The sequence below is a fragment of the Treponema pedis genome, assembly GCF_017161325.1.
GTDB classification, from domain to species: Bacteria; Spirochaetota; Spirochaetia; order Treponematales; family Treponemataceae; genus Treponema_B; species Treponema_B pedis.
The window spans coordinates 1,342,720-1,367,549 of the sequence record NZ_CP045670.1 but is presented as its reverse complement, the minus strand read 5'-3'; the positions used below and the strand labels follow the sequence as shown (position 1 = coordinate 1,367,549).

The following is a 24,830-nucleotide window of genomic DNA, read 5'->3' as shown; positions in this document are numbered from 1 at the left end:
TGCGAAACGGCGGAAAATAAACAATCCTCAAAATCTGAAGATTTTTCCGGTTGTTTATTTTAAAGGGAGGCTTATTTTAGACAATGTAGATGGCATTGCCTAAAAACGCTGTCGAGTTCGCCTTTCGGCAAACATCGTATTATTATGTGCCGTTTCTCACTTCGTTGCCTTATAAGTTTATGCTTATTTTACCTTATAATCCGAATTTTTTCCCAATCCTTGACCGATTCGATTACCGGCAGTAAACTGTCGATTTCAAAATTTTCCTGCTCATTCTATCATATCGTTTTTAAGATGTTTTTCTATCGGTTATCAACCATTTTATCTTGTGATATAATGACACTACCCGTAAATATAAGGATATGTGATAAACGGTTCGGTGCAAATGGCGCCTCACTGTTTATCTAGCGAGTTTTGCCTTGCGGCAAAACATCTTATATTGTATGTGCTTTTTCACTTCGTTGCAAAAGCACCGGCTAAAAACTTTTTTAAAAATTTGATAGTTTTTGAAAAGTTTTTATGGAGGAATAATTATGTATATCACACCGGAAGAACGACGAAGGAAATCAAACGAGAAAATTAAAGGAATGGGCATCACCTGTATGGAAGAGCTGCCTTTGCGAGAGTCATCAAAAGAGGTAAGGTTGAAAAGTCTTGACAACATTTGTAATCGAGCAATAGCAGCGCTGTTGTCTATTCAATTAGCCGAAGATATTGGAAACAATCAAGGATATGAAGAATCGAAAAAACTCTTTTTAAATTTGCTTGAAAAATACGAAGTATCGGAATGCCTGTTTGAAAAAGAAAAACGCCTTTTTGACGGAACATACAGCGAACAGGATGTTATCGATGTCTGCTGGACTTACGAGGCGTATTGGTCACTCGTGTGGGCTTTGGGCTTAGTCGAGGATATTTCGTACCCGAATACCATCTGCGATGTGGAACGTGCGATAAAACTGGTCGGCGATACCGACGGAAAAGAAGCGTTCAAAGCGCAATGCAGGCTGCGCGACATAGAAGAAATACTGGATATGCTCGACCTTCACTACCGTTACCATTGGGCGACGGAGGAAAAGCGGCTCCGCTCCGAAACGGAAATCAAAGATTTAAACCCCGAAGTTGTCATGGAACGAAGGCGTGGACTTGAATGGCTTATTTCCGAAGGAAACGATTGGTTCGATATTTCGATGGATACGTAGAGGTATTGCCCAAAAGTCGATAAAACGAAAGTACGACTCGAAAAAATACAAAAAAAACGAGGAGATTAAACTATGAAACGCATTGAACACCGCTATTTCGGTCAATTGAATCTTGCGACAACGGATGATATGGAAGTAATTTGGGAAAAAAATATTCAGGGGATAGATACATGTCTTTGGCTCGGCAAAAATGTAGAACCGTCTATCGGCATACTCGACCTTTATGCACATTTTCTTGAAAACATAGACGAGAAAATAAAAGAAGCAAGAAAAGCGCTTATAGCATATTTAAAAGATGACGGCTACTATATAAACTTTCATATTGAAGAATGCGGACTCGAAGACTTGCCGAATGATAGTGCCGACTTTGCAGCAAAAATGACGGTAACAAATTTAGGATTATGGATTGACAGTGAAAAACCGCACATTACAATGGATTTTATGATTTCCCCTGATGAAAGCGATGAAATACTCTGCGTAAAATTCGGCGAAGAGGAAGCCGTTATAGCAATTGACTGGGAAAGTTAATAATAAGAGGCAGCAATGCAAAAAGTTTTTATTATTGCGGCCGCTGTAGTAGTCTTCATTGCCTGCGCCGTTCTTTTATATCATGTAAAATGGGTGTACTCGTACCGCAATGCCGAAAAATACCTTGAACACAAATACGGCATCAAGTTTAAAACTTCGTACTCATTTTTGAATTACGGTATCTCGTATGCAGTCGGCGGAAATACTCTTTTTCCTTTTTTTTCAAACATGATGTATCACATTTACGCGGCTCCTGAAGACCGGCCGGAATTACGCTTCACCTGTTATTTGGACAATGAGAAAGAGCCGTATCATGACGACTATCTTACCGTAAAAATCACCTATCCGCTTTTAGTAAAAACGCAAAACGCCTTATCGCAGTTTGCGGATAATTGTATTGTTGAAATCGCTATCCCGGAAACCGTAACCAAAGATGTCGGCGATTTTCCTTCAGGCACAAAAATATATATTGCCGTAAACAAAAACAAAGTACCGGCGGATTTTGAACATACTGTTGAAAATCTTATAAAACAAAATTTTTTCGGTAATGATTGTTCCGTATTCCTATACCTTACCGATGAAGAAGATTACCGCTCAATCGCAACGTGTTGCGCAGAGCAGTTAAAGTACCTTTCGTTTTTTATTCACGCTCCTGTTGAAAAAGCTGGCAGCTTGCAGATACTGCCGTGAGAAGAGAAGACTAAGCAGTAAAATGAACAAAAAGATACTTTTTCATTTTTCAAAATTGAACATTGGACTAAACAGATGAAAAGGGCACTATCGCCGATTACCTTCTTCAAAAGAAATGAGTGGAAAGATATAATTGCTAAAATGCTCAAAGGAGAACTGCATTATGAGCGATTTAACAAAAATCAAAACGACAAAAAAGAATATGGTGTTGATTATGCTTTGTAATCTTATATTATTTGGAAATTACACTTATGCACAAGAATCGAAAGACATCTTCCCGGAAACAATGACTATCATGATTGGAAAAGAAGAATATACCGTTTTTTGCGAGTTAAAAGCTTTTTTTAAAAACGGCTGGAAAATCAGTAACAAAAAGCTTTACATGAATCCGTATCGCAATGAAGATTGGTATGAAATGCGGTACACACTTTCCCGCAAAGAAAACGGAACAAAATTGATTCCTTGGGGAACGACTATTCAAACATTGGAAAAGAACGGTTCGTATATAGAAGTAGACCTTGAAAACCGTTCCGAAAAACTTTCGAAAATTGAAGATTGCATCGTAGAGGGAGTTCGCGTTTATTCTAAATATATAAAAGAAAAAGTATGCTTAAAAAACGGTATTTGCTTGCAAACCTTAAAAATGAGAAATAACTTTGAGTGGAATGAATATCCTTCGTCAAGTGATCCCGAATCGGGAAAATGGATATTCTCGCCAACGGATTATTCCAACGAATTGGGATTTTTTGAATACTGGTTTTGGCGAGCCATCGAACAAAAAAAACAATCCGTTACTTTCTATTTTGACGCGGAAGGACTGGCGATGGGGCTGGAAATTTACAACGGTGTCGGAGGAAACAAAATAGAATAGTACATTGGTTTTAAAGATGGAGTATTAACAATATCCACCGTCGCTTGCAGCACGGTATATTGATTTATGATGCAGCGTTTACTTCCCGCACTATTTTTCTGCTTGCGGATGTGGGAAGCCGAAAGAACAAGAAGTATTTACACCGGAATTTCCGGATATTTTAAAAACATAAGGAGTGTTATAAATGAAAACAATAAACGAAAATCTAACGGTAGAAGCGATAAAAGAAATGGGAGAAGAAATAGACCTTTATCGGCTGGTTGACCCGATGTGGTGGACCGTAAACATTTACGGAACCTATGAAGAGTATTTAAAATCGGCAGACGGTTTTACTTTAGAGCAGCGTTACTTATTAGCCATACAGTGGTACGAGGCGGAAGTAGATAACGGCGGACACCATCAGTTTTTTTCCAACTCCACGGGTATTGTATGGAAAGATGCTTTGGAAGGTTTTAAGCTTTTCGGTATTGATGATTTATATAATAATCTTCTGGAAGTCGTAGAATTTTTCGGCGGCTCAATTTCTTTTGATAGGGACCAGCGCTGTGATATACTTTCAGAAACGGAAGAAAAAGATGAGAAAGCTTTTTATGATTTTTTGGATACGCATGACGAGTTTTTTTATGCAAATGATTCATTTGATGATAAACTGATAGACTATATTAAAAATAACCCCGAAAAATTTGTCTTTGTTGGAAGCTATGAAACGGATGATGATTAGAACATGGAAACGAATAATATAATAAACGGGCTAAAACATTTATCTGAAGGACTATTCCTACCTGAAGAATGGATTGATTGGTGGAAACAAAATGAAAAATTTGCAAAACAATTTTTGCCGCCGCGGTGGTATTTAAAGATAAAACCTAAGATGCCACAAGGTTTAATGGGTGCCGCACTAATATCTCAAAATGCGGCTCGTGAATACTTAAAATCTATAAATCAATCTTATAACGAGAATTCACAAATCAATTATATGGAAGGATGGAGAAAGCAAATAGATGATATCTCCTTGAACTATGACAAAGTTGATATTATTGATTTTGACTTGAAATTTACCAAATTGAAGCAAAGTTATCCTAACTTGTTTACAGTAATAAAAAAACACTTACTGCAAAATGATGTTGTGGAAAATAATCTAACCGACGAGAAATTAACCTCATCATTCTTTTATAAATTATTACATAGTGATGTGATTACATTTTTTTATTGTATTTCACAATTAAAAATGGAGAGTATCTTTATCGATTTTAATATGTTAGAATTACGGGAGGAATATATTAAAATTGGTGAATTATGGTTGAACAGTGATGGAGATGAGTTATATATCAAACCTCATGAAACTTCTGTATATTTTCATGATATAGGGAAAAATCAAATACATATTATAAATAAATCATTTAATTTATTTATTGAAAATGATTTGAGTCGCTTTGTTTCTGAAAATGTATAGTCTTTTACTCTGTATAGTTCGATTATCTTGTTTATATATTATGGTAATGCTCCAAATCGGAAGTTCTCCAAATCTGGAGTTGTCAAAATAACTATCAGATTATCAAAAGAAAGTTCAAGTATTAAGCGTAAAGGCAGGGATATTTTCCTTGCCTTTTAGTGTTTTTAGAACTAAAAACATCTTTTTATCGGGAATAAATTGTAATTTCGCAAGGCGTTCTTTGAGCGATTGTCCTTTCCGCTATCAAGGTCAATATCTTGATACAGAAACCGAATTAGTATACAATAGGTTTAGGTATTATTCATCTGAAACAGAGACTTACATCAGTCAAGACCCGATAAGATTAACAGGGAATAATCCAACGCTTTATGGATATGGTTTTGACAGTAATACACAGATTGACCCATTGGAATTAGGCGCCATTCCTAATAAAGTTGCAGGCAATGCTCGTGAAGCAATCGCCAGAACTTGGTTAGAAAACAAATTCCCTAATGCGGAGATATTATCAGAACGCTATATACGAGATATAAATGGAAAAAAAATATTCTATCAACTCAGCGACCCAACACAAAATGTTCCCGAAGGAGATGCCGGTTGGATAGAGCAATTAAAACAAGAAAAAATAATCTGTGATTGTTGGAATATCATTAAGCATAAAGCAATTGATGTATTTCTAAACGAAAAAATAAAAAAGAGTTTTGCTCCGATAACCTACGCAAGAGGTACATTTATTGGAATGTTACGGGAAGACCTTGTTTCATTACTCGGCTTGCAGAATATTGAGAATGTATATTATGTGGGAAAGGTTTATGATGTAAATAAAAGCGTATCCAAAGAATACATCTCTGTAGTCCCAAAGGTCTCAACTTTTATAAGAGGCGGTAAAGAGTCAACTTGCAAAATATGTGATAAATGCGGAGCGGTTTTATATTTCCCTTTACCGTTAAATAGTTGGTATATTGTTGATAAGTCTATCCCAAATTCTATTTTATTTCCCAGTGCTTTAACAGGTATCATTGTAAATGATGAAATTTATAAGAAAATTAAAAAATCCGGAATCAAAAAAATCGGATATGAAAAATTGCCCGTATTAAAAGAAGCGATTGACGGTTGTGATAATTATTTTATGACTTTTTCATCAAAAAATGTACTTAATTTAAAATAACGGTTTAAATAATTATGTTTAAGGAAATTGTGAACTATGATTTATATTAAATACTATAATAAGAGCACAGGTTGCTTTTTAGAAGACCTAAATAGAAAACCTGATACCGAGATTGAAAAAAAATTAAATATGCAAGCTGATGTCATCTATCAGTCGCCTCATACAAATAAAATTATTTGGACGGTAAAGCGAATAGATGATGATTGCATAAACATAACGGTATTCGATAAAGCCGTAAATAAAATTGCTTCTATAAAATTGGAAGATGAATTTAACGATTCGGAAATAGCTTTTGCAGGCTTAAATGAAGAAACTCGTATAATAGTATCTTTTACGGCAGGACAGGACGGTTCTCAAGATTATTGCATGGAATTAAACAATAATGAGCTCAAGATAATATATAAGTTCCCGGAAAATTTATCCTATATGTTTAGCTTCGATAAATATGCTTTGCTTGCAGATTTTTACAGCTCGACCTTTTTTAAAATTTTCTCCTCCGATTTTGCACCAATTGCCGAGAAAACATATTCTTTATTCAAAGAAGATTCATTATCCAATGTCCAAAAAATCAATGATAGTTTCGGAATATTTTGTACTACCGAGGGGAAATGCTATGCTTTTGATTTATCAACACTTGAACTGATTGATGAACTTATCATCGATTATACGATAGATAAATTAGAAAATAGCTGTGGTGTAAATGCACTATTTCAAACAAGAGACGAAATGATTTTCCAATATCGCAATTATAAAAACGGCAAAGAAAGCATTGAATGGCTCAGCGTAGATAAATTATATTCGGATAAACTTATCAAAGAACAAAAACTGTGATATAATTAAAAAAGGATAAATATTGTGAAATTAATAGAAGCGCTAACAAAATTTAATAATGTGTTCGGCAGAAATAAAACCGATATGGGCAATTTTTCCGTCATTGATGATGCCGTGAAAAATACCGAATGCACGGATGAGCTGGAGCAGTTTTATTCTTTAACATCTTTCGATAATGTGTTAATAATCGGAGGAGAATTTTTTCTTACCGTTCAACCTAAGATAAAACTTGATAGAGCTCAAGAAGGCTGGTACATAATTCTTAACAAAGAAGGGAAGCGGCAAAACGACGATACAAAGTGGAATAAGGATTGGGTTGTATTTGCAAATAGAAATGATGATGCCGTTTACTTTGATAAGACTGACGGCGGCGTATACGGCTCTATCGATAAAAGACGGTTTTTCCATTTAAGCTCTTCACTTGCCGATTTCTTTTTTCTTTTATCCGAATGTATGAAATTGGAAGAAGAAAAATATAAATTTAACACAAGCGATGATGACGAGGAGCCTTTAGAAAATTTTATCGATGATATAGAAGGCGTTCTTTCGCAATGCTTAAACACAAATCAAGTTGAAGATTTTCTATCGTTCTTTTTCGGATAGTTCGGAGGCAGCAATGAGTAAAAAGAGAGGTAAAATTAAAAAATGGAAATAAGATGTCCTAATTGTCAAAAAATTTTTAAAGCCGACTCTCAACAAAAATTGTTGACAGATACGGCGAGAAAAAACAATCAAAGATTGATATTTATTGAATGTCCCAAGTGTTTGAAAGATGTTCCAATAAATACGAACAATTTATTATCAAAAACTCCTCAAAAAGATAAGGACAATAAGAACGAAAGCGTCGAGGTAATAAAATCTCCCTATAAAATAAGCAAGCGGAAAAAATATCAATTTTTGAGCACTGCTTATTTTCCACCGTTTCGGAACGGAGTGAGAAACGGCATACAATAATATGATGTTTGCCGAAAGGCAAACTCACAGTTTAAATTAAGCGACGCTTATTTTAGGAGCTTAATTTAAACCTACGATTTGTCACGAAGGAATTGTAACTTATATTGATACCGAAGATGAAAAGTTTTGGGGGTGCGGAAAATGCGGTAATGTCTGGTTGTCAAAAGAGGATATTAGGTTATAGTTATGAATTTAGAACAATATTACTCAGGAGATAAAATGTGGTATAATTTCACGGAGATAGCAAAAGAAGAAGTTTGCTCTGCCGGATTTAATACAGACAAATCTATTTTAGATAAACTAAAAAGAAAACTGAAAGACAATGATGATATAGCTTATGTTGCTTACTATCTATTCTACAATGATAGCATTAATCGGATTGAAAGAAGAAGCCCGGCTTTAGATAATCTGATGCCGATAGAGTGCCTCGAATCTAAAGAATTAATTGATAGATTGCGAGAAGCACTATTAAGAACCCCTCTATGATTAACGGAAAAAATTATTGACAAATATAGAACATATAGAAAAATTATATTTTGATACACTTACCAAAGACTGTGAAAATATGGTATAGTGTATGTGCTTCTAAACGAAAATTTTTTTTACGGAGAAGAAAAATGAGAGACCTGCTTCAAATAATAGATGAAAGAAAAGAAACCTTAGCGAAACCTACCTTAAAACTTGTAAATAAATTTTACAATAAAATAAAAATCGACGGTTATTTTGTTGATGATAAAAACATCGTAAAACTACAGGAGCTTGCAGCCCCCGAAGTATGCACTTTTTTACTGGAGTGTATACAAAAATACGATGAAACGGAACGGCTTTATAACTTACATCATGATGTGATTAGTCTCCGTGCCGTATGGGCATTGCTTGCTTTTTCAAGGGAAAAGAATGTTCTTGCTTATTTTAAAGAGCTTATTGTAGGAGAAAGCCCGAACAAGAGATTTTATTTACATTACTTGCTTTCTTACTTCCGTCACGAGTGTGTCAAACATCCTTATACAGACATGCTCATCAGTTTGTATGAAAATCTATCTAAAGAACTTGTTTCTTATAAATTAATGGAGCTGTTAGGTATTACTCCTCTCGATAAATTTAACTGGTCTGTGATGATAACCCTTATCAATTTTGGAGAATGGTATACCACAAACGGGTTGACAGAAGAACAGATGGAGCAACAATACACGATGACTATTTTCTTTGGAAGTCCGGGAACGCTCAATAGCACATTTCAAATTGAAATTCAAAACAGTCTTTCTTTAAGACGGAAGAAAATCAGGTTTGAGGAATTTTCTGACAGCGGAGTATTTACCATTAACGTGAGTGAAAAAGAATTCAAAGCGCCCGATTTATGTAAGTTGGATTTATTTTTAAAAGAAGCGGAAAACCATTTCGGTACAACTTTTCAAACAGACAAACCGGCGTATTTATCGGTTTCTAAGGGAATCAATAGAAAAAGAATAGAAGAATGGGTAAAAAAAAGATTTGTATTATTTTAAACTAGGCGTAACTATGCAAATAGATAATAACGGCTATATGAATTTGCACAATATTACTCCGATGATGACGTTTTGTACACTTTCACGGAAACAGCCAAAAAGTTTATTTTGTTGTGTATAATCGAAAAATTTAGTGTAATAAAAAAGAGGTATATATGACAAACGAAAGATTGGAACATATTAAACGGATGGAAGCGGTGCTCAACAAAGCGGAACTTTTTTTTGAGGAAGCTGAACGGTTTTTACAGCAGTGGGAAAACCTGTATTCAGATATGAAAGAGTTGGAAACATATTACTACAGCACTCAATGGAAAAAAGATGTTCAAGCAAGTAACCGAAATGAAATCCCTGCAGAAATACCTCACGGAATTCTTTCGGAGGATTTAATTTACAATGCACTGGGAACGCAACAATGTACGGCAATAGCTTTTTTAAAACATATAACAAAGATTATTGCAAAGGAGTAAATTGCCGTTTCAGGCAATAGCGATTGATTTTATCAAAGAAAAAAAGGAAATAGCAGTATGGTAAATGAAATTTGGGAGGAATATGGCAAAAATAAAAGACATATTTTCTTATTCTTCGCGGTGGGATAGCATTGGGCTTAACTGTGTAGGTTGTAAGCATTTTCAAGCACCTCCACAGTGGCCCGATGTAGATAAACAAAGCAAATGTGAGCTGCACAATATTTCATTAGCGGTGCAAATAGGCAATGACGGTTATATGCAAGGCGAATGGTTTTGCTCTTCATTTGAAGGACGAACAGATGAGCGGGCATATAAAGAGTTTTTGTCGTTAAAACCGAAACTTAAAAAAGATGTCTTATACGGCGGTTACGGCAATGATGGAAACTTAAAAGAAGTAGATATGAATAAACTGAAAATAATTCATTTTGGAGATAATTATGGAATTAAGAAAACCATATCAATTACAAGAAATAATTGATATAATGTCTAAGGAAATAGATGAAAAAGGTTTTACAAACAGAAATTTTTGTTTGTATGCTAGTGAGGATATTTTAAAACCAGAACTTATTTGTTATTTGGAGTTGTCTCCAACAATATCAGATGATGATGAAGAAATTTATCCTAGTTTTACAATCCAAAAATCTTTAAGCCTATTGTATTATGGACAACAATTTGAAGACGTATTGATGAATGTTTTGGGACAAAAAAATGCTCCTACAATTGATGATTATATCTTAGCATTGGATTATTACTCTAAATATGACACATTCAAAGACTTTGAGTAATGCTCCAAATCGAAAGTTATTGGAATAATTATCTGATTGTCAAAAAAACAATCTTAAAACACAAGCATAAAGGCAGGGATATTTTACTTGGCTTTTACTGTTTTCAGAACTAAAAACAACTTTTTTGAGTAAAAAAATTATAACTATAGCAGTACTGGATAAAATAAAAACGAGGTGGGAAAATATGGGAATAGGAATAACGCCTGAAATGGCGGTCTTAGCAACTCCTTTTTTATTGGGATTGTTTTTACTGGTAACAATAGGTACAAAGAAATTTGCAACGAAAGAAAACCAGAACGGACTGATGACAAAAAAAGGCAGGATTGTCTCTGCAATAGTTTTGTCTATTTCGCTTGCCGTTTCTGTACTATGGTGGTATTTAGTTTACGGCAAGGGCAGCGGCGGAGCTACGGTGAAAGGCGCCTTAATCACGATAGGTATAACCGAAGTGAGCCTTTGGATATGCGTCTTTATTATTGCTGTGGTCGTTAAACTTAAAAATAAAAGAAAATGATATCGAGCAATACATGGAAATTATTTTAAGTGCCGCAATCGGCGGAGAAATTACGGCCGACTGTGACGGAGGAAAAGCCGTTCATTCATCGATAATAAAAACGAGAGCATCTTTAAAAGAAGGTTTTAAAAAAATATTTTTTGAAGGTCTTAACAGGATAAGAATAAATTTATATATCGGCGGAGATGTTTCCGCCTATTGCGATAAAACGGGTATTACCGTAACTCGATATTCCCATACAAAAAAAGAATGTGCGGCAGAGCTTTGTATCGATAAAAAGTATTGGACGTCCGCCCCCGTTCTTCCGATAAAAAAGAAATTTATTTTGTTTATTGAAAAATCATTGATAAGTTTAGGTGAAATCATCGGGAAAAAACTTAAAGCTGCCGGCTGCGATTTTGACTGCAAACTGTTTAAAGAAACCGTTATTAAAAGTTTAGCGGAGGTATAAAAAAATTATGATAAAATAATTACAGAGCTTACAAAAACCGATAAAAAAATGATAGAATAAATATAAGATGCTTATTTTAGCGGGAGGGAAATATGAACGGAGAATTATATCTAAAAAAAGGATTGCTTCAACTAAACAAAAAATTGTATACGGAAGCCTTGGAATCTTTGAATAAGGTTATCGAACTTGATGATAATCTTGCCGATGTTGTATCCGCAAAATGTATATTAGGCGAATATTATTTTATTCATCAAAACTATGAAAAAGCGAAAGAATTTTTATCATGGATTTGCGATATGCAGGATGAACTTGAACGGGAGTTTGACGATTTACTTTCAGACGAAATCGATACCGCCTCCGTACTGACGGAATTAATTGAAAAATATCAGCTTTAAAAAAAGTGATAAGAATATGCAAAAAGTATTTCAATAAAATTTAAATGAAACACAAAGGGACGGTTCCGTGTTTATTATACAGCTTTTATTTAAAACGCCCGTTAAAATGCCTAAAAAAGAAAAAATGGAAACTATAATGCAAAAACATTTAGGATATTCCGAGTGTGTCTCTTATAACGAATCCTTAGCCTGTTTTCCTTCAAAAAAAAATACAAGGCCGAATTTAAAGACGGAATCGTTCCGACGATGTTGAATATTATGACAGGCTCTTTTAACGGCGCCGACATTGATGAGTTTAAAAAAATGCAAATGCGGAATTGCCCCGAAAAAAAAGAAACCATACTTTCGGAATGTAAATATCAGGTAATCGGAACGGATATGCTTGCCGCCAGTCTTCTCGCTTTGGAAAGAGCGGAACTTGATATGAATTTTTTAAAAGCCCTTTTGGAACTATTCCCTGAATGCAATGCCGTATATTTTCACAATTCCGGCAAACTGTATTTACGGTGTAGGAATTATCGGAATAATATATGTATGGTACTATCGCAAAAACATGGGGTTGATTACCCGTCAAGTCGGAAAGATTAGAGCCGGTTTCAAAAGGCTTTGTCATAAATGTAAAAGATTTCAAGAAAACAAGCTACGAACTATGAAAAAATAGTTTTTTATCCTCACTGTATTATTATAGAAGAGCTTGGACACAGCCTTAACTCAGGCAGGTATCAAAACTCAGTATGATAAGAACATAATTGGTTAAAGCTGCCGTATTTGCAGCAATCCGTTACTTCGAGAGCTGTTTTGGGAATCCCATAGCAATTCCGTTTCAGCTTATTTACAAAACGGATAAGGTTTCATTTTTCTAACCTCAAACAACCGAATAAAAGATTCGACATAGCAATGAATGAAATGTAAATCAAAAAAAGTCTTACCGATTAGTGCTCAAAAACAACAGGGCATCTCTAAAAACTCGGTTAGATTTTTAGAGATGCCCGTCGAGTTTTATTTTAAGTCTTTATATTGTAATGACTTAAAATAAAACATCGCAAACTAAATCTAAGGTAAACCTATAAAAACTGAGGTTTTTAGAGGTTCCCAACAGAAAGACGGTTCGTTTTACCTTTATCAAAACTCTATAGACCATACTTATACAATCATGAAAAATATGCTATAATAACGGCGGAGGGACGCTTATGGATTTTAACCGAAAACTGCCTATCGGCGTGCAAAGTTTTAAAGTATTACGCGATGAAAACTATCTGTATGTTGACAAAACGGAATTTATTACAAAACTGGTTTCATCAAATCGAGTTTATTTTTTAAGCCGCCCGCGCCGCTTCGGTAAAAGTCTTTTTCTTTCGACGTTAAAAGCATACTTTTTAGGGCAAAAAGAATTATTCAAACAGCTTGCAATCGAGCACTATGAAAATGCAAAAGATGAGCCGTGGCGTGAATATCCCGTTTTTTATTTTGATTTTAATGTCGGAAAATATACCGATAACACGGCTCTGGATGAAAGGCTTCATTTTTTACTCAACGAAATCGAAACGGAATACGGCATTAAACCGGAAGAAAAAAAATCCTTTGCGTCAAGGTTTGAAACGGCTATAAAATCGGTTTACGGAACAACCGGCAAGCAGGTTGTTGTGCTCGTAGACGAATACGATAAACCGCTTTTACAAACAATGAATGTAAACGAAAGATTGAATGAAGAATACCGCGCAACACTCAAGGCATTTTACTCGGTGTTAAAAAGTGTAGACCAATATGTACGGTTCGCCTTTTTAACCGGTGTTACAAAATTCAGTAAGGTAAGTATTTTCAGCGATTTAAATAATTTAAACGACATAAGTTTAAATCCCGATTTTGCAGGAATATGCGGAATAAGTCAAACTGAACTTGAAAGAACCTTTCAGCCTGAAATTCAAAAATTAGCTGAAAAGCATGAATTAAGCTATGAAAGATGTATACAAAAATTAAAACAAAACTATGACGGCTATTGTTTTTCACCCGGTACTGAAAATATGTATAATCCGTTCAGCTTGTTGAATGTTTTTTATGCAAAGCAATTTGAATATTATTGGTTTGCAACGGGAACTCCGACGTTTTTAGTGGAGGCGTTAAAACAAATGCATTACAATATTCCCGACTTGGACGGGCATGTGGAAATGGATGCCGCCGGTTTATCCGATTACAGGGCGAACTCCGGTTCCGCAATTCCTATTTTGTTTCAAGCGGGATATTTGACGATAAAAGATTATGACAATACAGTACGGCTTTATACATTAGGCTTTCCCAATGACGAAGTGCGCTACGGTTTTTTATATAACCTTTTACCGAGCTATTCAAATGTGCTTTATTCCGATGCCGCCTTTTCCGTAGCGCAATTTTACCGGTAGCGCAATTTTACCGCGATATTATTGCAGGAAGAGTAAACGAATTTATGCAGCGGTTAAAATCGATAATGGCAAGTCTTCCTTACGACACGGTAAAAAAAGAAAGTACGGAAAGCATTGCTTTAAGGGAACACAATTTTCAAATATGCGTCTACTTAATCTTTGCACTAATGGGACAGTTTGTAAAAACGGAAACTCCGTCATCAACGGGGAGGAGCGACTGCACGGTAGAAACCGAAACGGCGGTGTATATTTTTGAATTTAAGTTAAAAGATTCCGCAGCTGCCGCCTTGCAGCAAATCAAGGAAAAAAACTATGCGGAACGGTACAGGGCGGAAAACAAAAAAATCGTGTTAATCGGAGTAAGTTTTAATTCCGAAGAGAAAACCGTCGGTGAATGGATAATTGAAGAAGCGTAAACCGGCGGAATAAATCCGCATAGACATAAACTTTTAAAAATGATACATTGATAAATATCGTCATCGATAAATATTAGGAGGCTTTTATGGCAAAAGGAAAATGCATCGGGCTTTTACCCAAACTGGGCATAGGTATTGCCGCCGGCATTCTTTTAGGTCTTTTTGTTCCTGCACAGGTAATGGCTGTTATAAATACGGCAAAATCAATTTTAGGTTCACTGATTTTTTTCATAGTGCCTTTAGTTATTTTCGGTTTTATTGCCCCTGCAATTTGCGGATTAAAACAAAATGCAGGCAAAATGCTCGGAACATTTTTAGGTTTATCTTATTTTTCTGCGGTAGGCGCTTCAATCTTTTCGGCAATTGCGGGATATTTATTAATTCCTTTTTTAAAAATTCCAAGTTCCGTTTCATCACTTGCTGATATTCCTAAAACAGCTTTTTCACTTTCAATTCCGCCTTTAATGCCCGTTATGACCGCTTTGGTAATGGCAATTCTTATAGGCATTTCAGTTTTATGGACAAAGGCCGAAACGGTTGAAAAAGTTTTAATTGAATTTCAAAAGATGGTTTTAGAAATTGTAAACCGGATAGTAGTTCCTATTTTACCTCTTTTTATTGCAGCAACATTTGCGGAACTTGCATACAGCGGAAGTCTAACAAAACAGCTCCCTGTATTTTTAAAAGTTATAATTATTGTTTTAATGGGACATTTTTTATGGCTTGCAGTTTTATATCTAATCGGAGGCGCAGTTTCAAAAAAGAATCCTTTTGAAGTTATCCGTCATTACGGCCCCGCCTATACGACGGCGGTAGGAACAATGTCGAGTGCCGCAACTCTTCCCGTTGCTTTAAACTGTGCACATAAGTCAAATGCTCTTCCTTCAGAAGTTACAGATTTTGCAATTCCGCTGGGAGCTACAACTCATCTTTGCGGCTCGGTTTTAACGGAAACATTTTTTTGTATGACAATTGCGCAAATGCTTTACGGTTCGGTTCCTTCCTTCGGAACAATGCTTTTATTTTCATTTTTATTCGGAGTTTTTGCAGTAGGAGCGCCGGGAGTTCCCGGAGGAACGGTTATGGCATCTTTAGGTTTGGTTTTAAGCGTTCTTAATTTCGACAGTACGGGAACGGGTTTATTGATAGCAATCTTTGCTCTTCAAGACAGCTTCGGTACCGCCTGTAACGTAACGGGTGACGGAGCTTTAGCATTAATCTTACGGGGAATTTTTTACAAACCGGACGGTACTTTAAAAAAGCAAAGCTGATAAATAATATAAAAATAAAATATAAAGAATTCTAAAGACCGTATGTTATTTTTTTAAATTAACATTTATTACTTTAAAAGGCAGCTTCTAAAACTTCAAAGATTAGAAGCTGCCTAACATATAAAACAGCGGTGCAAACAGCACCGCTTAAAAATCGGTATCTCTTATTTTCCTTTTTTTGCTTTAAACGCTTTTATCATTTCAGGAACAACTTCGTGTAAATCGCCCACTATTCCGAAATCCGCCATACCGAAGATGGGAGCTTCTTCATCTTTATTTACGGCAACAATTACATCGGAAGCGCTTATACCTGCAAGATGCTGTATAGCCCCGGAAATACCTATTGCAAAGTAAAGTTTAGGCGCAACCGTTTTACCCGATTGACCTACTTGTTGAGCCTGAGGTCTCCAACCTGCATCTACTACCGCACGGCTGCAACCGACACGTCCGCCCAAAACTTCGGCCAACTCTTCAATAAGAGCAAAGTTTTCCTGCGAACCTACTCCGCGTCCTCCCGATACTATAATTTCCGCTTCGTCAAGACTTACTCCGTCGGTTATTTCCTCGACATGCTCTATAATACGGGTTCTTATATCGTCTTTAGATACGTGAATTTCTTCCTTTACAATATTACCGGTACGGCTCTCATCATAAGGAGGTTTTTTAAATACACCATGCCGTACAGTTCCCATCTGCGGTCTGTGGTCGGGGCAAAGAATACAGGCCATAAGATTTCCGCCGAAAGTCGGGCGGGTCCAAATTACCGTACCCGTTTCCTTATCTATGGATATTTCCGTACAGTCCGCCGTAAGACCGGTTTGAAGACGGCAGGCAACTCTGGGGCCCATATCACGGCCGTTATGAGTAGCTCCTATCATTAAAGTTTCAGGTTTATATTTTTTTATAAGTTCGGACATAGCATGAGTATATGCATCTGTAGAATAAATTTCGTACTCGTCGCCTTCAACTATAATTGCAGAATCGGCGCCATAACATATTGCATCTTTAGCGGCTTTCTCTATATTTTTACCTACCGCAACGGCTACAAGTTCACATTTTTTTTCATCGGCAAGTTTTCTTGCTATGTTCAAAAGCTCATAGCTTACACTTTTTACCTTTCCGCCTTCCGATTCTATGAAAACCCAAATGTTTTTATAATCACTAAGATTGTTCATTTATCTCTCCTTACTATATAGCCTTTGCTTCAGCCATTAAATCGACCAGTTTTTTGGCTGCTTCTTCAGCCGGAAGTCCGTTAAGTTTTACTCCGTTTTTTTCGTTAACGGGAGTATAGGTTCTTTTAACCTTTGTAGGCGACCCCTTTAAACCGCAGCGCTCAAAGTCCAAACCTCCAAGGTCTTCTTCCGACAAGATATGCACTTCTTTTTTCTTTGCGGCCATCTTGCTTTTTATTGTGGGAACTCTCGGTTCATAAGGAAGTTTTACTACAGTTACAAGAGCGGGCAGTTTAGTTGTTATCATATCATAGCCGTTTTCGCCTTCCCTTTTGACCTGTATTTCTCCATTATCTTCCAAAATATCCAAAGCATATGTAATTTGCGGAATATTTAAGCATTCAGCTACTTGAGGCCCTACTTGAGCGGTATCTCCATCTACAGCCTGCTTTCCGCATAGGATAAGGTCGAATTTAAGATTTTCCCTTTGCTCCACTATTTTTATCGCCTCCGATATTATATAGCCTGTAGCCAAAGTATCGGAACCGCCGAGCCCCTTTCCCGATATTAAATATCCTTCATCGGCGCCCACAGCCAAACATGTCCGCACGGCTTCTTCAGCCTGCTTAGGTCCCATACAAAGAATGATAACCTTTCCGCCCAGTTTTTCTACAAGTTTAACACCTATTTCCTGAGCATAGGTATCAAAAGGATTTACGATGCTGGGAACACCAGCCCGTATCAAATTGTGAGTTACCGGGTCAATTTTGATTTCATTTGTATCCGGTACTTGTTTTACGCAAACGCAAATGTTCATAAGCTTTCTCCTGATTTTTATCTTACTAAAACCGCAAGTAAAAAAATAACGATTTTATCTAAAAAAAATCTAAATATTAAATATTTATCCATGCACCTGCAAAACAAATAATGCATGCAAGTAACGTATAAAATATAAAATACTTAAAAACTGCGGATAAAATCTTACTTTCCGAGCCTACGGCATTAATAGCACTTGTTCCGATAGCAATACCCTGCGGGCATACCATCTTACCTATTCCGGCACCCATAACATTTGCCGCCGTAATCCAATACGGATTTAAACTAAGAGATACGGCGGTTTCCTGTTGCAGTTTGCCGAATAAAACGCAAGAAGACGTTCCCGAGCCGGTTATAAAGGCTCCTAAAACGCCTATAAAAGGGGAAACAAACGGATAAAATGAGCCGGTAGTAACTACAAGCATATTGGCGATATCCGAAATCATTCCGCTATAAGTCATTATCTTTGCTATGGCTATAACGGCACAAATAGTAAAAACCGTTTTCCAATATTTCTTTAATGTAGACAAAAATACTTTAAATATCTCCGCTATTGAAGCCTTTTGAATAAGACCTCCTATTATTGCAGCCGCAAATATAAGAATACCGGGAGTATTAATCCATATAAATGAAAGAGCCTTTCCGCCTTCACCTGAATATATTTGAAATGAACTTTTTATTGAAGAAAGAGGTTTGTTAATTACGGGGAAAAGGGTTGAAGTTACTACAAGGAATACTAAAATAAGAATAAAGGGCATCCACGCTCTAAGGCCGTCTTTTGAGCTTATCTTAAATTTCATATCCTCATTAACAAGACCTATAGAATATTCCGGAGACGGTTTATTTTTAAACAACTTTATTGCAGCTATCATACACAATATAGAACATGTAGAGCCTATAATATCCGGAAGTTCCGCACCCAGAAATTGCGCAGTTATAAACCACGGAACAACAAAAGATAAAGACGCCGTTAAAGTTATTCCCATAACTCCTTTAAGAGCCTTTATGCCTCCTCCGCAAATAATTATCATTAAAAACGGAGAAATAAAGGTAATAAGACCTTCGATAAGAGCAACATTTGCTGCAAGAGGAGCCAGCTCCAATCCGGATACTTGCGCCAATGTTGCAGTAGGTACACCTACCGAACCGAAGGCCGTAGGCATTGTATTGGCAACAAGACAGGCCGTTACAGCCTGTATAGGGTCCACTCCTATTCCTGCAAGCATGGAAGCCGGGATTGCCATTGCCGTTCCGAAACCCGCCATACCTTCCATAAAGTTTCCGAATCCCCAGCCTATCATAAGCATTAAAATTCTTTTATCATCGGAAATCCCTGCAAGCATTTTCTTTATCGTGTCCATTGCGTTAGTATGTACGGTAAGATTATATGTAAAAAGAGCCGCAATGATAACAAGACATATAGGCCACAAAGCCGTCAACACTCCTTCGGCCGCCGCCGTAGATGTATTTACCACACTCAGCTTCCAATACGATATTGCCAGTATAAAAGTGATTATAAGAGCGATACCGCATGCCTTGTGGCTTGGCATTTTTAAGCGGCTCAGAGAAACTATCAGCCATACGATAGGTATTATGGCAAGAGCAAATTTTAAAAACAACACAGTAAAACCTCCATACTTTTATTTTTATAACATTCTAACACAGCATTTTAAATTCTGTCAACACTTTACATTAAATAACATCAAATTTTACAAAAAAATATGCTTTTTAAGCAGGATAAAATTCATTTTAATAATCAAACGAAATACGAAGTCTCCCGTCTTTATAAAAATAGCTTGTCATATTCCTTCTTTTTAAATTATCCGGAAGCGAAAAACGCCTTGTTTCATTGCGAAATGAAAGAACAATATCGGATTTTTCTTTTAACACAAAAATACTTTTTTCATCGGCAAACGGAAGGTTTATAACAAATATACGCGTTCCGCATACCTCTTCTATGGAGAACGCTATTTCGCTGCAAAACACTTGAAAAGGGTCGGCCTCGCCGTACATTATACGCGCCGCTTTAAGAAGTTTTCCCATTCCGAGAAGTTCATCTTCCTGTAATTCCAGTTGAAAAAATTTTTGTTCGGAAAAACTTTCACGCACGAGTTTAATGCTTTCTTCCTGCTTAAAAGCCCAACTTTTAAAGCGGTTTTTAAGAGCTTTTTCGGGATAAATTTTATTCATATATATTGCATCTACTCCGAAATCATAAAGCTGAAGCCATGTATAGCTGCGTCTTGCCTCTTCAATAACTATTTGCTCAGGAGTGGTAACTATTCTGACACTTGTAATCTCCCGTGTGCGCAATATTTTTTGAAGACGGTTAAGTCTTTCCGCAAGTTTTACAACTTCTTCAAAAACGGCATCTTTGGGTTTGGGAACGGAAGTTTTTTTAGAAATAAGAGAACCCAAAGCCGTATTTATATTGCGTACCATCGGCAGTATACTGTCTGTAAGTACATTGAATTTCTCGGAGTAACTTAAAAGAGCCAAGGTTTGACCTGTAGGAGCGCAATCCATTATTATTACATCGTATTCATCTTTCTCATATACATCAAGAACACAAAGAAGACTGAATATTTCATCAAGCCCCGTAAAAAGCAAAGCCTCTTCAGTTTCAATACTGTTATTAGCTTTTGACGATATAATCTGCCTTAAATAACCGCTTAAATTCCCCCATGCTTTTTTACCTTCTTCGGCGGGGTCTATTTCCATCGCATCAAGATTTTTACAAATTTCACCGGGTTTATAGCTAAGTTGTATCCCGAAAGAATCCGAAAGACTATGCGCTTGGTCGGTACTGATAATAAGCACCCGTTTCCCCGAATTTGCAAGATGCAAAGAAGTTGCCGCCGATATGCTTGTTTTGCCTACCCCGCCCTTACCCGTATATATAAGGATTCTCATTCCGCCTCCTTATCGTTAGCCGTAGAATTTTTAGGTTTAAGATATATATCCAGCTTCCCGTTACTGTAATCCATTCCTTTGACTGTACTGTAATACAATACGCCCGGGAGAGGAATACATCGTATAAAATTATTCAGCTTTATACTTATATCCGAATTATTATTTATAACCTCCGCCTTACACTCCTCGGAATAAGGAATTGCTATTCTTAATATATATCCGTCTTCAGTTTTGATATACTCTTCCCGCACTATATCCGTTTTTACATCAAATAAATTATAATGCGAAAGTTCACTACGACAAATATTCTCTACAGCTTCTTTACCGCGTATTTCTTCAGGATACCATGGAATCGGAATAACGGGTATGTCCGTAAATACGGAATGTAATTCTTTTATGTATTTTTCCTGAATGCTTTTCCAATTTTCCATAAAAGGAATTTCGGTATCATCCGGAAGAATCCTGTTTATAAATAAACCGCTTACTTGATATCCGTAAAGATTCAAATACATAAAACTGCGTTTTGTTTCTTCCACAGCCATTTTTTCAGGAGTACACACAAGACGTACAGAGCAAATATCTTTATTTTTAAGAAATTCTTGCAGGTTTAAAAGCGATTCGTGCATTTTTTCTATATCGTTCAATGCTTTTTTATCCGGAAGTTTAATACCGTACCGTAATTTTGAAATAGGAGCAAGAACCCTTATAAAAGCCTTACCTACCGGAAAGAATTTTTCCATATACCATGCAAGAAGTTCAGGCAGTTTTAAAAGAGAAAGAGTTTCCCCTGTAGGCGGACAGTCGACGATAATTCTTTCATACTTTTCTTTTTCATAAATTTCTTTTATTTCCATAAGAGAAAAAAGATTTTCAAAACCGGGGATTATAAAACTGTTATCAAGACCGTTTATACCGAAGCCTATGCTTCCCGACAGGGCGGAAGCGTTTTTTTTAATTTCGGAAAACTGCTTTCGCATAAGTTCAGGCGGATTAAGTTCAAGAATATCAAGGTTTTCGGAAACGGGAGTTACGGAACCGTACAAATTCATTTCAAAAATATCGCCCAAATTATGAGCCATATCCGTACTTACAAGAAGCGTTTTTTTATTTTCGGCTGCCGAAGTAAGAGCCGCAGCTGCGGAAAGACTTGTTTTCCCGACGCCTCCCTTACCTGTAAATATAACAATTTTCTTCATACAGAATAACCTTATATTGCATTATATGTATTAAATTGTACGGTTGTCAATATATTTCAATAAATTAAAATATTTAATTCCGGAATTTGTTACAGATATTAAAAATATCAAAGTATGTTTAAAATATCGCAGCTAAACCGTTTTGATTATACAAATTATATTCTTAATATAATTAAAGATTCAAACTTTACTATATACCGTCATCTTCGCTAAAACCTTTTTTCTGACTGTTATAAAGTTTTGCAAAAAGACCGTTTTTCGACATAAGGAAATCGAAACCGCCCTGTTCAATTAACCGTCCATTATCCATTACAATGATTTCACCGCAGGATCTTACACTTCCCATTCTGTGCGTTACAATAACGGATATTTTCTCTTTCGCTTGCATAAAAATATTTTCGATAAATTCATTTTCGGCAATTGGATCAATAGCGGAGGTGGGTTCATCGAAAAACATTACATCGCTTTGTTTTATAAAAGAACGCAATGCCGCAATCCGCTGACGCTGACCGCCTGAAAACTCTTCACCTCCGTATTGCATTCCTACAATCGAAGTATATTTACCTGCAAGCCGTTGTTTAAATTCTTCTCCGAAATAATTTATCTTTTTAAGTTTTTCATTTTCTTCAGCAGCGGAATGTTCCGACTTTACAAAAATATTTTCATCTACAGTAAATCCTGTATAAAATGCAAAGTCCTGAAAAACCGCCGATAAACGATTTTGATATTCTTTCGTATCTAAGTCTTTTAACTCGTATTTACCGTTAATTATTATACTCCCTTTTTGCGGTGTATAAAATTTAGTTAAAAGTTTTACCAGAGTTGTTTTCCCGCTCCCGTTTTTACCGACAACAGCATACGGTTTTTTGCCGTCGATAAAAAGTGAGAGATCTTTTATTATATAATTTTTTTCATCATCTCCGTTTACATTGTAACCGAACCAAACATTTTTTAATTCAATCGAATATATTTTTTCATTTAAAACGATTTTTCTATTTTTATGCGATTCTTCATCACTAGCTTCCCAATCTATAAGAAAAAAGAAGTTCTGAAAATAACCCATTAAAATAAAGTACCAACGCCCATACGTTGCAATATCTTGAATTTCATATTGTGTATAGATAAATGTCTGCACATAACCTGCAACGGCACCCACCGCAAGATGTTCTTTTATAATAATAAAAATCATAAGAAAAAACAAAGCTATAGCTATTGCCGAAGAAATAAGAGTACTGATAACTTGAAAAAATAAACCTCTATGTGCTATTTGAATAAATTTTTTTAAATATCCGTCACGTGTTTTTTTGTATGAATCTTTAAAATTTTCGGTAAAACCGAATAAAAAATTATCTTTTGCTTTTTCACTTTCAAGTGCATGTTTAATATATGTCGTAAGTTTGAGTTTTTCATTTTGCAGTTTTTTCGTTTTACTCCATTGCTTTTTTCCGACTTTTTGCGTAATTAAAAAAACGGGAACGGTAGAGCAAAGCATTAAAACAGGTAAAAAATAATTAACTGAAAATAAAACTGCAAACATACTGAATAAATTTATAATTTTTTGTAAATTAAGCGTTAAGTTAAAAACGTAATTTTGCGGACGTACATGTATTTGGTCCCGAACCATATCAATCTTTACAAGGTTTTCCGCAGTTTCAAAAAAACTTAAATCATCTAAAGCTCCCAACTTTTCCGATAATGCCGTCATAATTAAAGCGGAAAATTTTTCGGTTATAATTGTATTTAATGTACCTTGAAGTGCAACTGCCAATTCCAAAGCCGCTGAAACAGCGGCCCAAGCAATAAGAAGATAAAATGTTCCGGCAAAATTAAAATTTTCAAAATTTGTAACAGCCTCTGCAATTAAGTTTATTAATTTAATTGAAATAAGAATTCGCATTGAAGGCATTATTCCGGAAATAAGCGTAAGGAAAAGTACGACACTCACCCGTATAGGAGAACTGTCAAACAATAAGCGGAATGTGCGGATAAATGTATTTTTTTTCATCGAAGTCACCCCTGATTTAATTTCTCCTGATAAGCTCTTTCATACTTTCTTACAAACCGTGATATATATCCCATAATCATATTTCCAAACTCAATTATATAAAATAAATTTTTTATAAAAATCTTTCATTCCGCTTCCTATCTCGCCATAAATTTTGCCGTCAATCCTTTTGTATTTTAATAATAAAAGAATTACAGTCATCGCTGCAGTTCTTGATATTTAGTAGTATGTACCTGCGGCACAATCTTTTAACTAGCCGTCATTACTGCCCGAGATTTTTTTTCAAAAAACATTCAAGTCAACTAAACCATTTATAAATTCTTCTGTGAACAACTATATCATTACGAAAATATTACACATTATGTCGTAAAAGCACCCCCTCCGCCTGACATATAAACAAATATTATATGCCCGAAATAATCATAAAGCATTATAAATACTTTGTCAACATTGTTAAATATCAATCGCAATAACTAATAATTAAAAAAATAATTTTATGAAATTTCAAACATACATTTGATTAACAGTTTTATCGTCGAAGACATTTATTTCAATGTTTATCTTTTCACATTTATATTTACCTTATTTGCAATTCGATATAATTATAAATACTTACTTTTAAAGTTTTATTTATCGATATTATAAAACTTTAATCATCTTTGTACGTAATATTTTTTTTAATACGGCCGCATATTTTAATAGTTTTCGCCGGCATATGCTTTCTATTATTTTAAGTATACTTTTTTCATTTTTCATTAAATTATGCTCTTCTTTTTTATGTAATTTATTTTACGACTTAACTTTTAAATAAATTTTCATATATCTTTTACAAAA

Annotated in this window: 25 protein-coding genes and 1 pseudogene; 20 read left to right on the top strand and 6 right to left on the bottom strand. The window is 35.5% G+C overall.

The window, feature by feature from the left end; all coding sequences use genetic code 11:
- Positions 1-533: 533 nt before the first annotated feature.
- From DYQ05_RS05990 to DYQ05_RS05895, 20 genes and pseudogenes are all read left to right on the top strand, one after another.
- Positions 534-1,199 (top strand): DUF4272 domain-containing protein, encoded by a 666-nt coding sequence (locus DYQ05_RS05990; protein WP_206184041.1) that lies wholly within the window; start codon positions 534-536, stop codon positions 1,197-1,199.
- A gap of 72 nt (positions 1,200-1,271) precedes the next feature.
- A complete protein-coding gene (locus DYQ05_RS05985) occupies positions 1,272-1,727 on the top strand; it encodes a DUF2004 domain-containing protein (protein ID WP_029410687.1) in 456 nt (151 codons plus the stop codon).
- A gap of 15 nt (positions 1,728-1,742) precedes the next feature.
- Complete coding sequence (locus DYQ05_RS05980; protein ID WP_206184040.1) at positions 1,743-2,417, top strand: hypothetical protein; 675 nt, start codon at positions 1,743-1,745, stop codon at positions 2,415-2,417.
- 163 nt (positions 2,418-2,580) lie between these two features.
- Positions 2,581-3,288 (top strand): hypothetical protein, encoded by a 708-nt coding sequence (locus DYQ05_RS05975; protein ID WP_206184039.1) that lies wholly within the window; start codon positions 2,581-2,583, stop codon positions 3,286-3,288.
- A 184-nt stretch (positions 3,289-3,472) separates the two neighbouring features.
- Positions 3,473-4,009 carry a DMP19 family protein gene (locus DYQ05_RS05970; protein ID WP_206184038.1) on the top strand — a complete coding sequence of 179 codons (537 nt, stop codon included), beginning with the start codon at positions 3,473-3,475 and terminating at the stop codon, positions 4,007-4,009.
- Positions 4,010-4,012: 3 nt separating this feature from the next.
- The gene (locus tag DYQ05_RS05965; protein WP_206184037.1) at positions 4,013-4,741 is read left to right on the top strand and encodes a hypothetical protein; all 729 of its coding nucleotides are present in this window, start codon (positions 4,013-4,015) and stop codon (positions 4,739-4,741) included.
- A gap of 220 nt (positions 4,742-4,961) precedes the next feature.
- On the top strand, positions 4,962-5,906 hold the full coding sequence (locus DYQ05_RS05960) for an RHS repeat domain-containing protein (protein WP_206184036.1): 945 nt from the start codon (positions 4,962-4,964) through the stop codon (positions 5,904-5,906).
- A 36-nt stretch (positions 5,907-5,942) separates the two neighbouring features.
- Entirely contained in the window at positions 5,943-6,737 is a 795-nt protein-coding gene (locus DYQ05_RS05955; RefSeq protein ID WP_206184035.1) for a hypothetical protein, read from the top strand.
- 24 nt (positions 6,738-6,761) lie between these two features.
- On the top strand, positions 6,762-7,340 hold the full coding sequence (locus DYQ05_RS05950; RefSeq protein ID WP_206184165.1) for a hypothetical protein: 579 nt from the start codon (positions 6,762-6,764) through the stop codon (positions 7,338-7,340).
- Between the two features lie 537 nt (positions 7,341-7,877).
- Entirely contained in the window at positions 7,878-8,177 is a 300-nt protein-coding gene (locus DYQ05_RS05945; protein ID WP_152513569.1) for a hypothetical protein, read from the top strand.
- Between the two features lie 131 nt (positions 8,178-8,308).
- Positions 8,309-9,196 carry a hypothetical protein gene (locus DYQ05_RS05940; RefSeq protein ID WP_206184034.1) on the top strand — a complete coding sequence of 296 codons (888 nt, stop codon included), beginning with the start codon at positions 8,309-8,311 and terminating at the stop codon, positions 9,194-9,196.
- Positions 9,197-9,351: 155 nt separating this feature from the next.
- Positions 9,352-9,663, top strand: a complete 312-nt coding sequence (locus DYQ05_RS05935; RefSeq protein WP_206184033.1) for a DUF4298 domain-containing protein — start codon at positions 9,352-9,354, stop codon at positions 9,661-9,663.
- 82 nt (positions 9,664-9,745) lie between these two features.
- Positions 9,746-10,141, top strand: a complete 396-nt coding sequence (locus tag DYQ05_RS05930; RefSeq protein ID WP_206184164.1) for a hypothetical protein — start codon at positions 9,746-9,748, stop codon at positions 10,139-10,141.
- Positions 10,101-10,448: a DUF7716 domain-containing protein gene (locus tag DYQ05_RS05925; RefSeq protein WP_038096027.1), complete on the top strand. Its 348-nt coding sequence runs from the start codon at positions 10,101-10,103 to the stop codon at positions 10,446-10,448. The genes DYQ05_RS05930 and DYQ05_RS05925 overlap by 41 nt, the downstream gene beginning before the upstream one ends.
- 124 nt (positions 10,449-10,572) lie before the next feature.
- Positions 10,573-10,962, top strand: coding sequence for a hypothetical protein (locus DYQ05_RS05920; RefSeq protein ID WP_020965058.1), 390 nt, complete (start codon positions 10,573-10,575; stop codon positions 10,960-10,962).
- Positions 10,963-10,975: 13 nt separating this feature from the next.
- On the top strand, positions 10,976-11,413 hold the full coding sequence (locus tag DYQ05_RS05915) for an Imm12 family immunity protein (protein WP_206184032.1): 438 nt from the start codon (positions 10,976-10,978) through the stop codon (positions 11,411-11,413).
- 92 nt (positions 11,414-11,505) lie between these two features.
- Entirely contained in the window at positions 11,506-11,808 is a 303-nt protein-coding gene (locus tag DYQ05_RS05910; protein WP_206184031.1) for a tetratricopeptide repeat protein, read from the top strand.
- A 246-nt stretch (positions 11,809-12,054) separates the two neighbouring features.
- The gene (locus DYQ05_RS05905) at positions 12,055-12,396 is read left to right on the top strand and encodes a hypothetical protein (protein WP_206184030.1); all 342 of its coding nucleotides are present in this window, start codon (positions 12,055-12,057) and stop codon (positions 12,394-12,396) included.
- A gap of 602 nt (positions 12,397-12,998) precedes the next feature.
- Positions 12,999-14,620: pseudogene (locus tag DYQ05_RS05900) on the top strand (ATP-binding protein).
- Positions 14,621-14,706: 86 nt separating this feature from the next.
- A complete protein-coding gene (locus DYQ05_RS05895; RefSeq protein ID WP_206184029.1) occupies positions 14,707-15,891 on the top strand; it encodes a dicarboxylate/amino acid:cation symporter in 1,185 nt (394 codons plus the stop codon).
- 164 nt (positions 15,892-16,055) lie between these two features.
- Here DYQ05_RS05895 and DYQ05_RS05890 read toward each other — a convergent pair whose 3' ends face one another.
- The 6 genes from DYQ05_RS05890 to DYQ05_RS05865 form a co-directional block, all read right to left on the bottom strand.
- Positions 16,056-17,066, bottom strand: a complete 1,011-nt coding sequence (locus DYQ05_RS05890) for an electron transfer flavoprotein subunit alpha/FixB family protein (protein ID WP_020965048.1) — start codon at positions 17,064-17,066, stop codon at positions 16,056-16,058.
- 13 nt (positions 17,067-17,079) lie between these two features.
- Entirely contained in the window at positions 17,080-17,883 is an 804-nt protein-coding gene (locus DYQ05_RS05885; protein ID WP_020965047.1) for an electron transfer flavoprotein subunit beta/FixA family protein, read from the bottom strand.
- Between the two features lie 76 nt (positions 17,884-17,959).
- Positions 17,960-19,504, bottom strand: a complete 1,545-nt coding sequence (locus tag DYQ05_RS05880) for an L-lactate permease (protein ID WP_024468784.1) — start codon at positions 19,502-19,504, stop codon at positions 17,960-17,962.
- Between the two features lie 127 nt (positions 19,505-19,631).
- Complete coding sequence (locus DYQ05_RS05875; protein WP_206184028.1) at positions 19,632-20,795, bottom strand: ArsA family ATPase; 1,164 nt, start codon at positions 20,793-20,795, stop codon at positions 19,632-19,634.
- Complete coding sequence (locus DYQ05_RS05870; RefSeq protein ID WP_206184027.1) at positions 20,792-21,991, bottom strand: ArsA family ATPase; 1,200 nt, start codon at positions 21,989-21,991, stop codon at positions 20,792-20,794. Before DYQ05_RS05870 ends, DYQ05_RS05875 begins: the two co-directional genes overlap by 4 nt.
- A gap of 190 nt (positions 21,992-22,181) precedes the next feature.
- The gene (locus DYQ05_RS05865; protein ID WP_206184026.1) at positions 22,182-23,996 is read right to left on the bottom strand and encodes an ATP-binding cassette domain-containing protein; all 1,815 of its coding nucleotides are present in this window, start codon (positions 23,994-23,996) and stop codon (positions 22,182-22,184) included.
- Positions 23,997-24,830: the final 834 nt, after the last annotated feature.

Coding starts and splice junctions, on each gene's coding strand:
- DYQ05_RS05990 (WP_206184041.1), top strand. CDS start 534: ATGTATATCACACCGGAAGAACGACGAAGGAAATCAAACGAGAAAATT.
- DYQ05_RS05985 (WP_029410687.1), top strand. CDS start 1,272: ATGAAACGCATTGAACACCGCTATTTCGGTCAATTGAATCTTGCGACA.
- DYQ05_RS05980 (WP_206184040.1), top strand. CDS start 1,743: ATGCAAAAAGTTTTTATTATTGCGGCCGCTGTAGTAGTCTTCATTGCC.
- DYQ05_RS05975 (WP_206184039.1), top strand. CDS start 2,581: ATGAGCGATTTAACAAAAATCAAAACGACAAAAAAGAATATGGTGTTG.
- DYQ05_RS05970 (WP_206184038.1), top strand. CDS start 3,473: ATGAAAACAATAAACGAAAATCTAACGGTAGAAGCGATAAAAGAAATG.
- DYQ05_RS05965 (WP_206184037.1), top strand. CDS start 4,013: ATGGAAACGAATAATATAATAAACGGGCTAAAACATTTATCTGAAGGA.
- DYQ05_RS05955 (WP_206184035.1), top strand. CDS start 5,943: ATGATTTATATTAAATACTATAATAAGAGCACAGGTTGCTTTTTAGAA.
- DYQ05_RS05945 (WP_152513569.1), top strand. CDS start 7,878: ATGAATTTAGAACAATATTACTCAGGAGATAAAATGTGGTATAATTTC.
- DYQ05_RS05940 (WP_206184034.1), top strand. CDS start 8,309: ATGAGAGACCTGCTTCAAATAATAGATGAAAGAAAAGAAACCTTAGCG.
- DYQ05_RS05935 (WP_206184033.1), top strand. CDS start 9,352: ATGACAAACGAAAGATTGGAACATATTAAACGGATGGAAGCGGTGCTC.
- DYQ05_RS05930 (WP_206184164.1), top strand. CDS start 9,746: ATGGCAAAAATAAAAGACATATTTTCTTATTCTTCGCGGTGGGATAGC.
- DYQ05_RS05925 (WP_038096027.1), top strand. CDS start 10,101: ATGGAATTAAGAAAACCATATCAATTACAAGAAATAATTGATATAATG.
- DYQ05_RS05915 (WP_206184032.1), top strand. CDS start 10,976: ATGGAAATTATTTTAAGTGCCGCAATCGGCGGAGAAATTACGGCCGAC.
- DYQ05_RS05910 (WP_206184031.1), top strand. CDS start 11,506: ATGAACGGAGAATTATATCTAAAAAAAGGATTGCTTCAACTAAACAAA.
- DYQ05_RS05905 (WP_206184030.1), top strand. CDS start 12,055: ATGTTGAATATTATGACAGGCTCTTTTAACGGCGCCGACATTGATGAG.
- DYQ05_RS05895 (WP_206184029.1), top strand. CDS start 14,707: ATGGCAAAAGGAAAATGCATCGGGCTTTTACCCAAACTGGGCATAGGT.
- DYQ05_RS05890 (WP_020965048.1), bottom strand. CDS start 17,066: ATGAACAATCTTAGTGATTATAAAAACATTTGGGTTTTCATAGAATCG.
- DYQ05_RS05885 (WP_020965047.1), bottom strand. CDS start 17,883: ATGAACATTTGCGTTTGCGTAAAACAAGTACCGGATACAAATGAAATC.
- DYQ05_RS05875 (WP_206184028.1), bottom strand. CDS start 20,795: ATGAGAATCCTTATATATACGGGTAAGGGCGGGGTAGGCAAAACAAGC.
- DYQ05_RS05870 (WP_206184027.1), bottom strand. CDS start 21,991: ATGAAGAAAATTGTTATATTTACAGGTAAGGGAGGCGTCGGGAAAACA.
- DYQ05_RS05865 (WP_206184026.1), bottom strand. CDS start 23,996: ATGAAAAAAAATACATTTATCCGCACATTCCGCTTATTGTTTGACAGT.